General features: G+C 42.4%; 11 protein-coding genes and 1 pseudogene. 8 read left to right on the forward strand and 4 right to left on the reverse strand.

Annotated elements, in window-relative coordinates:
- The first annotated feature begins 52 nt into the window (after positions 1-52).
- The 4 genes from ACYRY3_RS27650 (at position 53) to ACYRY3_RS27665 (ending at position 9,334) form a co-directional block, all read left to right on the forward strand.
- A complete protein-coding gene (locus tag ACYRY3_RS27650; RefSeq protein ID WP_460204859.1) occupies positions 53-1,381 on the forward strand; it encodes a TIGR03279 family radical SAM protein in 1,329 nt (442 codons plus the stop codon).
- Between the two features lie 97 nt (positions 1,382-1,478).
- Entirely contained in the window at positions 1,479-4,271 is a 2,793-nt protein-coding gene (locus ACYRY3_RS27655) for a family 10 glycosylhydrolase (RefSeq protein ID WP_460204860.1), read from the forward strand.
- A 177-nt stretch (positions 4,272-4,448) separates the two neighbouring features.
- A complete protein-coding gene (locus ACYRY3_RS27660) occupies positions 4,449-8,051 on the forward strand; it encodes a PAS domain S-box protein (RefSeq protein ID WP_460204862.1) in 3,603 nt (1,200 codons plus the stop codon).
- Positions 8,052-8,116: 65 nt separating this feature from the next.
- Positions 8,117-9,334, forward strand: a complete 1,218-nt coding sequence (locus ACYRY3_RS27665) for an EAL domain-containing response regulator (RefSeq protein WP_460204863.1) — start codon at positions 8,117-8,119, stop codon at positions 9,332-9,334.
- A 123-nt stretch (positions 9,335-9,457) separates the two neighbouring features.
- On the opposite strand, the gene ACYRY3_RS27670 is transcribed toward ACYRY3_RS27665, so the two are convergent.
- Positions 9,458-10,261: a sugar phosphate nucleotidyltransferase gene (locus ACYRY3_RS27670; protein WP_460204864.1), complete on the reverse strand. Its 804-nt coding sequence runs from the start codon at positions 10,259-10,261 to the stop codon at positions 9,458-9,460.
- A 170-nt stretch (positions 10,262-10,431) separates the two neighbouring features.
- Positions 10,432-10,746 carry a YkvA family protein gene (locus ACYRY3_RS27675; RefSeq protein WP_460204866.1) on the reverse strand — a complete coding sequence of 105 codons (315 nt, stop codon included), beginning with the start codon at positions 10,744-10,746 and terminating at the stop codon, positions 10,432-10,434.
- A gap of 214 nt (positions 10,747-10,960) precedes the next feature.
- Between ACYRY3_RS27675 and ACYRY3_RS27680 the strand changes: the two genes are divergently transcribed.
- From ACYRY3_RS27680 to ACYRY3_RS27690, 3 genes are all read left to right on the forward strand, one after another.
- Complete coding sequence (locus ACYRY3_RS27680) at positions 10,961-11,740, forward strand: MotA/TolQ/ExbB proton channel family protein (protein ID WP_460204867.1); 780 nt, start codon at positions 10,961-10,963, stop codon at positions 11,738-11,740.
- 32 nt (positions 11,741-11,772) lie between these two features.
- On the forward strand, positions 11,773-12,450 hold the full coding sequence (locus ACYRY3_RS27685) for an ExbD/TolR family protein (protein ID WP_460204868.1): 678 nt from the start codon (positions 11,773-11,775) through the stop codon (positions 12,448-12,450).
- Between the two features lie 255 nt (positions 12,451-12,705).
- Positions 12,706-13,068 (forward strand): phage holin family protein, encoded by a 363-nt coding sequence (locus ACYRY3_RS27690; protein WP_460204869.1) that lies wholly within the window; start codon positions 12,706-12,708, stop codon positions 13,066-13,068.
- Between the two features lie 85 nt (positions 13,069-13,153).
- Here the strand turns inward: ACYRY3_RS27690 and psb29 are convergent.
- Positions 13,154-13,774, reverse strand: a pseudogene (gene psb29 / locus ACYRY3_RS27695) (photosystem II biogenesis protein Psp29); the annotation flags it as partial.
- Between the two features lie 364 nt (positions 13,775-14,138).
- Between psb29 and ACYRY3_RS27700 the strand changes: the two are divergent.
- Positions 14,139-14,477: a hypothetical protein gene (locus ACYRY3_RS27700; RefSeq protein ID WP_460204871.1), complete on the forward strand. Its 339-nt coding sequence runs from the start codon at positions 14,139-14,141 to the stop codon at positions 14,475-14,477.
- 127 nt (positions 14,478-14,604) lie between these two features.
- On the opposite strand, the gene ACYRY3_RS27705 is transcribed toward ACYRY3_RS27700, so the two are convergent.
- Positions 14,605-14,856 carry a TIGR02450 family Trp-rich protein gene (locus ACYRY3_RS27705; RefSeq protein ID WP_460204873.1) on the reverse strand — a complete coding sequence of 84 codons (252 nt, stop codon included), beginning with the start codon at positions 14,854-14,856 and terminating at the stop codon, positions 14,605-14,607.
- Positions 14,857-14,866: the final 10 nt, after the last annotated feature.

A 14,866-nucleotide genomic window follows, 5' to 3' on the forward strand; every position in this document is an offset into this window, starting at 1 on the left:
AGTCAAGCCATCCAACCACCAACCACTAACCACTAACCGTTCTGAATGTCCAATGGCTACTATTCATCCTGCTCGAATTACCAAAGTCTTACCCGATTCCATTGCCGCAGAAATTGGCTTTGAACCGGGAGATGCAATTGTTAGTATCAATGGTATACAACCGAGAGATTTGATAGATTATCAATTTTTATGTGCTGATGAAGTGCTAGAACTAGAGGTTTTAGATGCTGCAGGCAAAACCCATCATCTGGAAATTGAAAAAGACTATGACGATGATTTGGGGCTGGAGTTTGAAACAGCGCTATTTGATGGTTTAATTCAGTGCAATAATCACTGCCCTTTTTGCTTTATTGACCAGCAACCGCCAGGGAAGCGTTCTAGTTTATATCTAAAGGATGATGACTATCGATTGAGTTTTCTCTATGGCTCCTACTTGACCCTAACTAATCTGCCAGAAAGGGAATGGCAGCGAATTGAAAGTATGCGCCTGTCTCCCCTATACGTTTCTGTCCATGCAACAGAACCAGAAGTCAGAATCAGATTGCTGAAAAATCCACGTGCCGGTCAAATTTTGCAGCAGATAAAATGGTTCCAAAAAAGAAGACTGCAAATTCACGCTCAGGTTGTGGTTTGTCCTGGTATAAATGATGGCATTCACTTGGAACGGACATTGAGAGATTTAGCATCTTTTCACACTGGAGAGACACCTGCTGTTGCCTCTGTGGCAGTGGTACCCGTGGGTTTGACAAAGTTCCGCCCACAATTTGACGAACTGACACCCGTAACCAAAGAAAAAGCACGCTCCACGATCGACCAAGTGCGATCGCTGCAACAGGAATTTTCCCAGAAACTCGGTCAAAACTGTGTTTGGTTAGCCGATGAGTGGTTTCTCATTGCTGGTGAAGAATTGCCAAGTGAATCTGAATATCTTGACTATCCCCAAATAGATAACGGTGTTGGTTCGATCCGTCTGTTTCTCAAACAATTTTTAGACGCCGCCAACAAGTTGCTACCACCAAAAGTTCAACCCAGAAAATTTGCTTGGGTCGTTGGCAATGCAGTAGAACAGGCATTCAGTCCAATTCTTCAGCGGTTGAACTCGGTTGAGGGTTTACAAGTTAATATGTACGCTTTGTCAAGCGATTATTGGGGACAGAGTATTACCGTAACTGGCTTGCTGACAGGGCACGATTTGCTTTTGAAGTTAAAGGGGCAGGATTTAGGGGATGGAATTTTGCTACCAAGTGTCATGCTCAAACATGGCGAATTAGTATTTTTAGATGATATAAGTGTTGAGGATGTGGCTCGAGATCTGGATACAAAGATATTTCCAGTTTCCGGTATCGAACAATTAATTCAAACTTGTATCAACAATAGATAGTAGTTAGGAGTTAGGAGTTAGTAGACAGTAGTTAAAATTACGTCCACCAACTACCAAGCACTAACTACTAGCTAAATTATGCTGTGGGGGGCTTATAGTGATAGAACAGAAAAAGCAGGTAAAGAAATTTAAATTGGAAATTCAAAGAGCAGGATTTTTAATTTTAAATTTTAAGTTTTTACTATTAAATTTGCTAATCTTACCAGTAAGTGCAACAACTCCAGAACCAGTCATTACCATTGTGCAAAGCGCAGAAAATGCAAATCAGTGGGCGGGGATCACAAACCGATTGCAAGCTGCTGGAGTTAAATATTGTGCGATTTCACTGTCTAACGTAAAGAGTGCAGCAGATTGGGGCGATCGCGTCGTTTTATTTTTACCTAATGTTGAGTCAATAACGCCAGCACAAGCCATTGCCTTAGAAGAATGGATGAGCAAAGGAGGGCGCTTGATTGCCAGTGGTCCAGTAGGGACTGTTTCTGCACCGGGAGTTAGGCAGCTTTTGCGAACATTGCTGGGAGGTTATTGGGGATTTACCCTGAATAGCCCACAACAATTGCAATTGCCACCAAAACAGAAGATCCAGACTTGGGCAGACAAACAAGAGCTTTTTGGCAAAGTTCGGGGTGGTGTTGTCGTTCCTGACGATTTGGCGACCACTCAAACTCCTGCTGTTTGGGATTCTAAAGACAATCCAGTTGCAGTGGTAGCGACCGATCGTTCCACATTTTTGGGCTGGCGTTGGGGAGTAGATGCGGCTTCATCACCAGAGTTAGATACTGCGTGGTTGCAAACCAGCATCAAGCGTTTTCTGAAAAAGCCCTCGACAACACCAAGTCGAGTTCAAGGAGGTTCTCAAAGCTGTAGTACAACAATAGCAGTCGCTCCCTCAGTTCCCAAAACCCCCCCAATTTCTAAGGAAACGGGGACAAGGGAACAAGGGGCAACAGCCTCATCTCCCACACCCCCCCTTGCCCCTCAACCCCCGTCTACCCCGTCTACTCCTCCTCTCCAAACCGCCACAGCACCTCAACCGAGACCTCTTCCCAATATCGCACCACCAAAGTCAGACGAAGCTATTGACCAATTAGAGCAAGCGGTGCGATTTAATGTCGATCCCAACTCTCAAGCACCGATCGGTCAAAATGAAGTGAAGATGCTGCAGTACGAGTTAGAAAACCTGATTGGTAGAGTGGAAAGCGCTCGTTTATCAGCTTCAATCATTGGTAGAAGTTCTGATACAGCCCAGGGTGTAAAGGAACAAACACAAGTCGCATCAACAAGACCGGGTGTAGTGGTTGCCAATCCAGAGCAAGTCTTAGATAGTGCTCGTGCAGTTGCCCAAAACCTACCCCAATTGGTTGCACAGAGAAATTATGCGCTTGCTCGTCAGCAGTGGCTGATGGCAAGGGCGAATTTATGGAACCAATTTCCTTTTGACCAAAGACTAGCTCAACCAGAAATTCGAGCAGTATGGCTTGACCGGGGAACCATTGTTCGTGCTAGGAACGAGCAAGGGCTAGCTCTCATTTTTGATAGAATAGCTCAAGCCGGAATTAACACTGTATTTTTTGAAACTGTAAACGCCAGCTACACTATTTACCCCAGTAAGATTGCACCACAGCAAAACCCTCTGACTAAAGGATGGGACCCACTTGCAGCTGCAGTTAAGCTAGCTCGCCAACGAGGTATAGAATTACACGCTTGGGTGTGGGCATTTGCTGCGGGCAACAGAAAACACAATACACTGCTTAACATTAACCCTGATTATCCAGGACCAGTTCTTGCGGCTCATCCTGATTGGGCAGGGTACGATAATCGCGGTCAAATGATTCCCCCAGGACAGGGTAAGCCATTTTTCGACCCAGCTAATCCCGAGTTACGGCAGTATCTGCTTAATCTATACGAGGAAATTGTCACTCGCTATGACGTAGATGGTCTGCAACTAGACTACATTCGTTATCCCTTTCAAGACCCGAACGCAAATCGGACTTATGGTTATGGAAAGGCAGCTAGAGAGCAGTTTTTACAACTCACTGGTGTAGATCCGGCAACGATTTCCCCAAGAAACAGGGAAATTTGGCAAAAGTGGACGGAATTTCGCACCCAGCAAATTAACAACTTTGTTGCCCAATTGTCACAGACACTGCGACAAAAGCGCCCTAATTTGATATTATCAGCTGCTGTCTTTCCCCTTCCAGAACAAGAACGGATTCAAAAACTTCAACAACATTGGGAAGTTTGGGCAAAGAAGGGGGATATAGATCTAATTGTCCCAATGACTTATGCTCAAGATACTACTCGCTTTGAGCGATTGGCACAGCCTTGGATAAGGTCTTCGCAACTGGGCTCAGCTCTATTAGTACCGGGAATCCGCTTGCTTTCATTGCCTACAGCTGGGGCATTTGACCAAATTCAATTGCTTAGGGATTTGCCTGTTATCGGTTACGCCCTCTTTGCTGCAGAGAATTTTAACAATGACCTACAGAAAATTTTTACTGCTACTCAAGGCAACATTCAACCCACACTAAAAGAACCAATTCCTCACCGTCAACCGTTTAAAACGGCTGCCGCTCGTTACACTGCTTTACAAAAGGAATGGAAGTTTGTGTTGGAAAATAATAAGTTGCAAACGTCATCTACAAAGCTTTCAAATTTTCATTCTCAAGCAGAAATTGTGCAAAGTGCTTTAGATCGCCTTGCAAGAGAGCCAAATTCCAGTAATTTGCTAGCAGCAAAAGCCGTACTAACTCGCTTTTTGTCACAATTTAGGGCATTGATGCGCTCTCCATCTCAAGAAAATTTTTATCAAGTTAAAGTCTGGGAAAATCGTTTGACTGCAATAGAAAGATTGCTCCGTTACGGGGAACGCGTTCAAGCAACTAAATAGGTACGGTCATAGCACACAAATTTATCAACATTAGGCTTAAGCCTACCGACTATTTGCATCAATCCGATCGCAGTTGCACCCAAGAAGTTGTTCTTGGCTCGGGGAAAAATTATGGCAACTGCTTTAATAAACTACTATAATACGAAAATTTTGCTACCGAGGCTATTGCAATTCTCTATGCACGCTTTAGCTCAACATATTTCACTACCATGCTTAGATTCTGTCATTGATTATGCTCCGTTAACCATCGCAGCAGAGGAAACTTTATCAGATGCAGTTGCTCTCATCAATGAGTTTCAACCACGGACAGGCTGTCTCTTAGTTTTAGACAATAGGCAGGTAGTAGGCTTGCTTACAGAACAAGACATAGTGCAGATTGCCTTTTCTGACGTTAACTTCAAAACAGTTAAGATTTTTGAAGTTATGAAGACTACAGTAGTTCTTCGGAAGCCATCCGAAATTTTAAACAATATAGTATCTGTACTGACCTTTTTACGCCTGCATCATTTACCTGTCCTCCCAGTTGTAGATGAAGAGGAGCGATTAATTGGAGTCATTTCACACGAAAGTATCTGTCAATCTCTAGAAAGAGAAGGGCAGAAGACTTGTGAATTAGACGAAATTCAAGCACAACTGAGTTTGCTGATTTCTGCTGTTGTCAACGCTAATGACGCTATTATCATTATTAAAAAAGTTCATGTATCGGATAAACCATTATGTTTGCAAAAAAATTACGTTATAGATTATGTTAATGAAGCTTTTACCGACATGAGCGGCATTTTAGGCAGTAACGTCATTGGCAAAACACTGGGTATTTTATATGGAGAAAAAACCTCTGGTAGTGAGCTAGAGAAAATTGAGGCGGCACTTGTCAGTGAATCTTCAATTAAAACTAAATTAATCAACTATCATAACAACGGCTCCACATACTGGGTTGAGGTAAATATAGCACCAATTCCAGACGTAGGGGGCAAAATTACTCATTTTGTTTGCATACAACGAGATATTAGCGAACACAAACAAGCGGAGGAAAATCTTTTAGAGGCCAAACAACAACTACAAGCCGTGATAGACGCAGTACCGGGTTTTGTTTCCTGGGTGAGTGAAGATGGACGCTACTTGGGGGTAAACAGACGGTTGGCTGAAAGTTTGAATTTAACCACTGATGAATTTGTCGATCGACCAGTGGGCTTTATGCAAACAAATCCAGAAATAGCAAATTTTATAAGAAACTTTTCGGCAACCCCAAATGTAGCTGCATCTCATATCTTTGATATGCAAGTTTACGGCACAACTCGCAATTATCTGATTGCAGCACACAAATACCAGCAAGGAAAGGCTGCGGTTTTAGTAGGAATTGATGTTACTGAAACCAAGCAGGTAGAAATAGAACTGCAACAAGCACGAGCAGATCTTGTAAAAGCAAATCTAGAACTAGAAACGCGAGTTGAGGAGCGCACAAAAGCTCTACGCGAAATGAATCGCCAGTTGGTATATGAGATTGCCGACCGCCAATTAGTAGAAGAGCAACTGCGGCAATCTCAGGAAATGCTCCAGCTCATCATGGACAACATACCCCAATGTGTATTTTGGAAAGATACGGCATCTGTTTTCTTGGGTTGCAACCGCAATTTCGCTAAACTAGCAGGTTTTGACAATCCAGAAGATATTATTGGCAAGACTGACTACGATTTAGTGTCCGTTATGGAGGAGGCTAATTCTTCCCGTGAAGCTGACACTAAAGTGATGGAGACTAACAAACCGGAATATCACTCAGTCATACCCCATCTGCAAAAGGATGGCACACAAGTTTGGCTTGAGGTCAATAGAGTGCCATTTCATGATGCTGAAGGCAAAGTCATGGGTGTTTTGGGCACCTTTGAAGATATCACTCCTCGCAAGCAAGCACAGGAAGCACTCGAAGAAAGCAAAGAGCGTTTCCGCTTTTTAGCAGAATCGATTCCTCAACAAGTTTGGCTGGCAAAACCAGATGGTAACTTGGAGTACGTTAACCAACGCATGCTGAATTACTTTGGCTGCACTCAAGAGGAATTTTTGCTCTCGGGATGGCAGCAATTTTTACATCCTGAAGATTTGCCACGATGTCTGGCACTCTGGAATAAATCTGTGACAACAGGCGAACCCTACGAATTTGAATTTCGCCTCCTGTCTGCAACAGATTTAACCTACCGATGGCATCTCTCACGGGGTATACCCCTGCGGGATGAGGAAGGACAAATTTTAAATTGGTTTGGTACAAATACAGATATTCACGACTATAAGCAGGCAGAAGAAAGCTTGCAACTGCGCGATCGCGCGATCGCAGCTAGCCGCAATGGTATAGTGATTGCTGATGTTACAATGCCTGGGTTTCCAGTGATCTATGCAAATCAAGCATTTGAACAAATCACTGGTTACTCGGTCGATGAAGTCATTGGCAAAAATTGTCAGTTTCTTCAAGGTGCTGATACCAACCAAGTAGGTTTAGTTGAATTACGCAATGCCATCAGCCAAGGAAAAGGCTGCACCGTAGTTTTACGTAATTACCGTAAAGATGGCTCTTTATTTTGGAATGAATTAAGTATTTCTCCGGTACACGACTGCAATCATAAACTAACACACTATATTGGTATTCAAACTGATATTACAGAGCGTCAGCGGGCAGAGGTAGCGCTGTTAGTATCGCAGGAACGTTTACAGTATTTACTTTACTCTACCCCAGGAGTGATTTACAGCTGCAAACCTTCTGGAGATTTTGGGACGACGTTTATCAGCGAAAATGTTACATCCATACTGGGGTATGAAGCACGAGAATTCTTGGAAGATTCCAGTTTTTGGATAAACCATATCCATCCAGACGACTTACAACGAGTCCTTGCTGATGCAGAAAAAGTTGACGAGCAAGCGCAAATTATTTATGAGTACCGCTATTTACACAAGGATGGTACTTATCGGTGGATGTACGATCGAGGCAAGCTGGTGCTAGATGACACTGGTAATCCTTTAGAAATCGTTGGTTACTGGATAGATATTACAAAACGCAAACTACTTGAAGAAGAACTCAAAATTGCACTGGAAAAAGAAAAAGAACTCAACGACCTCAAAACACGCTTTATTGCTATGACCTCCCATGAATTCCGCACACCCTTGAGTACTATTCTTTCTTCGTCAGAATTGCTGGAACACTACCGCCACAAATGGACAGAGGAAAAACAACTTTCTCACCTGCATCGCATTCAAAATGCCGTTCACCATATGACTGAAATGTTAAACAATGTGCTGTTAATTGGGAAGACAGAGGCAGGAAAACTCAGTTTTGTCGGAGAAAATTTTGATTTAGTCGAGTATTGCCAGTATTTGGTAGAAGAATTACAACTGAATGTAAACAGTTCCCATATCATTCATTTTTCCAGTTCAAAAGAATCTATAAGATGTTGCATGGATAAAAAATTGCTGGGTCACATTCTGAGTAATTTACTATCAAATGCAATTAAGTACTCTCCATCTAGTGGCGTTGTTCAATTTACTCTTAAATTTGAAAATGACCGAGCAATATTTGAAATTCAAGACCGGGGAATTGGGATACCTCCAGAAGACCAACCCCATATATTTGAATCATTTCATCGGGCTACAAATGTAGGCAACATTCAAGGCACGGGCTTGGGATTAGCGATTGTGAAAAAGTGCGTGGAGCTTTACAAAGGAGATATTACCTTGAGCAGCAATGTTGGTGTTGGAACAACGTTTAGTGTCAGTTTACCAATAAATAATCAATCGTAAAAAATCAACTATCGACCAATTTTGAAAATAAATCGATAATTTTCTAATATGAAATGGAGAGACATATGACGAGAATTTTAGTTATTGAAGACGAAGAATCAGTTAGAGAAAATATTTTGGATTTGCTGGAAGCAGAAGATTTTGATACCATTTCTGCTGCTGATGGACAAATTGGGTTAAATCTAGCGATTTCTGAAATCCCTGATTTAATTTTGTGCGATTTGATGATGCCAGAAGTTGATGGTTATGGGGTACTCACGGCATTGCGTGAAGAACCTATGACAGCAGCAATTCCATTTATTTTTCTGACGGCTCGGTCTGCTAGGGCAGATTTTCGTCAAGGTATGAATCTAGGCGCTGATGACTATTTGACTAAACCATTTACACGGGCTGAATTGTTAAGTGCGATCGCCAGCCGTCTCAGCAAACAAGCGACTTTGGCAAAGCAGACAAACCACAACTCAGAAACCAAAACCGTCTCCCCAGAACTACAGGTGCTGGAAACGACCCTGCGTCTTACCGTAGAACGACGAGATTTTCAACAATTCCAAATCTATTACCAGCCAATAGTTGATATCAGTTCAGGTAGAATTATAGCCGCTGAAAGTTTGATGCGTTGGCAACATCCCGAGCTAGGAATGGTTTCTCCAACAAAAGTCATTCCCTTAGCAGAGTCTACTGGTTTGATTGTCCCTATTGGTGAATGGATACTGCGTAATGTTTGCAAGCAAACCAAAATTTGGCATGACGCAGGATTTCCTTCATTGCATATAGCTGTTAATTTATCGGTACGAGAACTAGTTCAACCTGAATTTAGTCAAAAGATAATTAAATTTTTAGCAACTAATAACCTAGTAGCCAATTCCATAGGGCTAGAATTAACGGAAAGCATGATTATGCAAAATGTGGATAGCGTAATTCATAACATAAAGGAAGTTCAATCTTATGGTGTACAAATTGCTATAGATGACTTTGGAACGGGTTATTCTTCCTTAATCTATTTAAAACAATTACCAATTAATACATTGAAAATAGATCGTTACTTTATTCAGGACCTTGCTACCGATATACAAAAAGCAGCAATTACCACGGCGTTGATTCAAATGGCACATAATCTTAATTTAAAAGTTATTGCTGAGGGTGTCGAGACAGAGCAAGAACTTGAATTTTTACGCAAACATAACTGTGATTCTATTCAAGGTTTCCTTTTCAGCCCGCCGATACCAGCAGTAGAATTTGAACAAATGTTAATAGCTGATAAACGTTTAGTTGTTAAGATTTAAGTAAGTCGGCGTAAATAAACACAAATATGTTACAAAATGTAAATGCATTGAAAACCCTTACTAATGACCAATGACAAATGACTAAGGACGACCCTTACCAGTTTCGTTTTTTTACCGACCTACTTAACCTTCTGTGCCTGTCAAAAACGAGAATTTTTGCACGGCTTTTACTAAATCATCCGGTGTCCCGATATCTAAATAAGTTCCATCGGGAAATGCTTCTGCTTCTACATGAAAACCTTTCTCAATAGCAGATTGAATAATATCACCAATAGGTATTTCTGGTAGTTGTGACAAGAGATTGCTCTTTGTCTTGAGAGGAATGAGGTACTCGTGCAAAAACTGCGTGAAGGCTGGTGTCCAAACTGCAATACCCCACATATAACGCAAATCAGAGTGGCGGGGTTTTTCGACTATGAGGTGGACTCTACCTGTGTCATCAAAGTCAACCATTCCCGCTTTCTGGGGTTGATGAGTTGGGAATAATCCTAGAACGATATCGGCGTTACTCGTTTCTAGGCGTGAGAGTACACGTGCAAAAGCGTCCTCAGGTTGAAACAAAATATCAGGAAAGCCCAAGGCGACTATAGCATCTTGAACAAAGGGATATGCCTGATCCAAGGTGAAAGGTACACCATAAGGTAAACCCATAATTAGGTAACCCAGGTTCACAGACAGCATTGCACCATCCCCGTAATATGCTGGAATATCCCATTTGCCGGGACGCAATATGAAATATGCCTTATCAATGCCTGCTAGTTGCATTTTTTCTAGCAAGTACTGAGAAACCACTTTTGGTCGCCAGTGATATTTGTTGCCAAAATCTTGGAAGCCCACAGGATATAACTCTTTACTCAGTGGTAGAGGAGAAATCCTTGTTGCTTGTCCACCGGCTGGCAACAGTCCGATGATTTGGCGCTTGTTCATAGGCGATCGCATTTGATGGAATAGATCTCTTGCATCATGGTATGCTGCACAATGCTTTGCAGTCCAATATAACGATGGTAAACTCTAGCAAAAAAATTTCCCCCTCTAGGAAACGCACTTGGCAGATGGCGTTCAAAGGAGGGGGTAAAAGACTTTGAATTATGTTACAGTTACTTGACGGACACAGCATCAACATCAACGGTTTTTGCACTAGCACCAATGTTTTCTGTCGTGCTATCAGTTTGAACACCATCACTATTCTTACGTGCTTTAAAACCTTCAATCACTAGCTGAGATACCTCAGTGACTAGTAGTGTTAAAAGCACGACATCGTCTAATTCTCCCAAAACTGGTAAGAAGTCTGGTGCAATGTCAAATGGGCTAATTACGTAAACTATTGTTCCTAAAATGACCCACCAGCGGTATTTAGGGTTGCGAAGTGTATTGCGATACCAGGTATAAAGCGATTGAATAGAAAAATTCATGTGTTTATCCTCCAGTTACCTTTAATTTTGACAAGAGGTGCTCTAAACTTCCTGTGGGAATAACCGCCCTCATAGGTCTGGTATGTGCTACCAACAAGTTAACGCTGAATCCTAACCTTTGAAGGTGAAACAAGTATAGAAGTTGTGCATTAGTCTCTAAAATTAAAGTGCTTTGGGATAGATGCACTGTCTTTGGATGGAGGAACTGAAAACCGTGGATATCTTAGATTTGTTGAGAAGGGGCGGACCAGCAATGTGGCCATTGCTTGCCCTGTCGATTTTATCTTTAAGTGTCATTTTCGAGCGTTTGTGGTTCTGGTTGCGAATATTAAACCAGGAACGGCAAATAGTGGAACGCGTACTGGATGCTGCCCAAACCGATTGGATAGCAGCTCGCGATATTGCCAGACAGAGAACCGACCAGCCCATCGGACGGTTTCTTTATGCCCCCTTACGTCTGCCGAAAAGCGATCCGGAATCTTTTCGACTGGCACTTGAAGCAACAGCAGAAGATGAATTAGCTGGGATGCGACAGGGAGAAAAACTCTTAGAAGCTGTGATAGCCCTTGCCCCGTTGTTAGGATTATTAGGTACCGTCTTGGGGTTGATTCAATCTCTTGGTGATTTGCGAATTGGTGATTTGGGCACTGAAGCTACGGCAAATGTGCCAGCTGGTATTGGTCAAGCCCTCATTAGCACGGCATTTGGTCTCATTGTTGCCATAGCAACTTTAGTTTTTTACCGTCTATTTCAGGGGCTTGTTGTCAACCAAGTCAAAGTTTTTCGCAAGGCAGGGAATGAATTGGAATTGCTGTATCGGCAGTCTCCGCCTGTCTATACAGATAGTACACCTGACAGACCGGCACTACCCTCGAGTGTCATCCGAGATTCTCAAGATAACTCCAATTCATCCCGGAAGAAAGGTAGAAGTAGGTTTTCTGAAACTCCCGAACCACCGCCAGAGTCGGATTTGCCAAAACCAAGCGATCGTTGAGAAAAGCCCTCAATAGGTGCGAGATTGAGAAAATGAAAATAAACTTACATAGCCCTGTAGAAGAAGCTCAAATTCAAATCCTTCCCTTAATTGATGTCATTTTTTGTATCCTGACATTTTTTATTTTGGCTGCTTTGCAATTTACTCGACAACAGGCGATTAATATCGATTTACCTAAAGCTAACACGGGTACATCTGCTGCCAATGTGGTTTCACAAGCAGGACGCGATATATTACCTGTAACAATTGATGCTGTTGGTCAAACCTACGTAGAAAAACAGCCTATCAATCGGGAGCAACTAAAGACCGTGCTAGAGGATTATATCAAAAAGAACCCTAAAGGTGTTTTGGTTCTAAACGCTTCCCGCTCCGCTACTTATAATGATGTCATAGAAATGTTAGATTTGTTACGTCAAGTGGGGGGCGATCGCGTTTCTTTGGGCATTACTCCCGGCTCTTCAAATGGGTCCACAAACTTCCCCCAGCCTGCTTCTCCCTCTTTTCCTAATAATCCCAATACCTCAGAAGGAGCACCTTTACCAAATACCGCACCTCTAGATCCCTTCAATATTCCTCCTGCACCCAATCAGATTCCTTCCGGACAAGGAGTTACACCCGTAAATCCGTCTGGTTCTTTTCCCGCCTTACCTAAAGTACCTGCTTCCCAAGCGCCTGCAGGTGGGAAAACGAATTCCTCTCCTAATAGATGAGCTGTGGCAGCGGATTGTGTAGCGGATATAACTTTTACAAATAAGATATCCGTTACATCCGTTGGTCATCCATTGGTCATCCGTTGCTCCAAACCTAAAAATATGCAGAATAAATCCCAGTCTCAGAACAAATCTCTGCTAATTTACTTGTAAATTAGTTAGAGAGTGCGTTGTCTCTAACACTAGATCGAGTCCTTCGCCAGTAGAGAAGATTTCTCCCATAATTCCCCTCGGTTTCTGCCAAAGGAGTTTTGCATGAATATTGGGGCACTATTACTTGTTTGGGTGGTAACAGCCATTGGTTTATTTATTATTAGCAAACTGCCTTTAGGAGTCGAAATTGACTCCCCACAGAAAGCTTTCATCTCCGCAGCTGTTCTGGGAATTGTAACCGCAGTCGTCAGACCATTGTTACGTCTTGTATTTGCCGTACCCAACTTTCTAACTTTTAACTTGTTATCCGGCTTCTTCACTTTTGCGATCGCTGTTGTCAGTTTTGGGCTAGCGGCTTGGTTAGTGCAAGGGTTTCGCTTGCGCTATGGTGCTTGGAGCGCTATTTTAGGGGCTTTTGCGCTCTCGCTTCTTAGTAGCTTAATATACCATTTACTGGGTCTTTAAAAGTTAGCCAAGAGCCGTTAGTCATTAGCTTTTTGGCTATTCACCAGTGACCAATGACCAATGACCAATGACCAATGACTAATGACTATTCATTAGTAGTTGGGGGAGTAACTGTTGTACTAGATTGCTGACTGCGTTGTTCCCGTCGTTTTCGATCTGCTGAGAGCAAATCTGACATCACTGCCAGTGCTTGGGATATCTTATCTAAGTTAGAACGATAGATCTCCAAATCTTTACCCAGTTTGTCGTCTGACAAGTGCAAGCCCTCGGCAATTGTTGTCAATGCCTCAGTACGTTTCTTTTCGTCTTTAACCAGTTCTGAGTTGGAGAATTCTAATAAGGAGAAGACACCAATCGCGAATAAGCGATTGTACTTAAATTTAGGATTGTTGGAAATTGCTTGCAGCGAGGATTGCAAATCAGCATCTCTATCTAAATGAGTTTGCTGGCTTAACCACGCTATTAATTCTGAAGCGGGTAAGCTTTCTGCTAGAGCTTGCAACCTTTGAGCATCTTGTCTGTAACGTTGTGGATCTTCCTCTAGTGCCTGAACAAGGGCGTTAAAAATCGCCTCCTTATCCCGTTCTGGCTGATAGCCTTGCATGAAACGGTCAAAGGCAGTAACGACGCCCAAGGCATAAATTGGATCGTAGCTAAAATCTACGTTAACTGACAGCAGATGCATTTCCACCATTAACTCTTCCACATACCACCCTTTCCATAAACTGCTAGTTTCACTGTTGTTTGCCTCTTATAGTTTCTTATCAAACTCTTGGCTCAAACACTTGCCTTCACCTTATCTGGAATGGCGATTTATCAAGTATGTGAGTGCCATTATTGTGCAAATTTTTTAGAAAAGAAAGGGGGTGTTTAATTGAATTATGGTTCTAGAACTTGCATTTGGTTTCAATAAAACGAATGGTTCTTTTTATGACTTTAAAACCCTTATGAGTATTTATAATAGCCAAAATATATTTTTTTTAATATTAAATTAGGTAAATTAGTTACAATAAGCAAAAAATAAAATGAGTAATATTCTCTTGCTTTTCTAAAACGAGCAATTTTTGTAGGTGTTGCTGTGGTGCAGGTTAGATGTTGGTGGGTGGTGCCCACCCTACCCCTGTGTGGTGCAGGTTGGATGTTGGTGGGTAGTGTTGCCATTTTGGACTGTCGGTGAATTTGTAGCGCTTAACGATGTGTCTAAAATTTTCTATCTGTCTGATAAGCGCCCCAAGGGCAACGCGTCACCCGTTATAAATGAAAGAAACACTTCCCTCACTCCCTCACTCCCTCACTCCCTCACTCCCCCACTCCCTCACTCCCTCACTCTCTCACTCCCTCACTCCCTCACTCCCCCACTCCCTCACTCCTTCCCTCAAGAGTGTTTCTTAAGAGCTGCGATCGCTTGAAGAAAGCGAAGAATTATTACAATTTAAATTTGGACTAAAGCTTTTCAAAATTTTGCCCAGAAAGCCCTTGAGAGTAGCAAAATTTTGCCCAGAAAGCCCTTGAGAGTAGCTTGGGTTCAAAAATTCCTTACGAAACTTGCTCCAAAGAATCCATTTCCTGTAAAGATTGCCAGCCTGCTTGCCATTGAGAGTCATCTTGTAGTAACTTGGCGTTTATCCAGAAACGGACATTAGGGTCACAAGCAGCAACCATTTCCGCATACACCCATTTACCCTGGTTTTTGCGGTTGACAACTTGGAAGTGTCGCCAGCCGTCTACTTTTTTCTGTGCGGTCCATTTAGAACCCACTAGGTAAGGAAATTTTTGCTTCTTAGCCATATGGTCTTGA

This window comes from Scytonema sp. NUACC21 (assembly GCF_054684315.1).

Excerpts from the sequence above, each read along its gene's own strand:
- ACYRY3_RS27665 (WP_460204863.1), top strand. The coding sequence starts at position 8,117 with ATGACGAGAATTTTAGTTATTGAAGACGAAGAATCAGTTAGAGAAAAT.
- ACYRY3_RS27690 (WP_460204869.1), top strand. The coding sequence starts at position 12,706 with ATGAATATTGGGGCACTATTACTTGTTTGGGTGGTAACAGCCATTGGT.
- ACYRY3_RS27650 (WP_460204859.1), top strand. The coding sequence starts at position 53 with ATGGCTACTATTCATCCTGCTCGAATTACCAAAGTCTTACCCGATTCC.
- ACYRY3_RS27685 (WP_460204868.1), top strand. The coding sequence starts at position 11,773 with ATGAAAATAAACTTACATAGCCCTGTAGAAGAAGCTCAAATTCAAATC.
- ACYRY3_RS27660 (WP_460204862.1), top strand. The coding sequence starts at position 4,449 with ATGCACGCTTTAGCTCAACATATTTCACTACCATGCTTAGATTCTGTC.
- ACYRY3_RS27675 (WP_460204866.1), bottom strand. The coding sequence starts at position 10,746 with ATGAATTTTTCTATTCAATCGCTTTATACCTGGTATCGCAATACACTT.
- ACYRY3_RS27705 (WP_460204873.1), bottom strand. The coding sequence starts at position 14,856 with ATGGCTAAGAAGCAAAAATTTCCTTACCTAGTGGGTTCTAAATGGACC.
- ACYRY3_RS27670 (WP_460204864.1), bottom strand. The coding sequence starts at position 10,261 with ATGAACAAGCGCCAAATCATCGGACTGTTGCCAGCCGGTGGACAAGCA.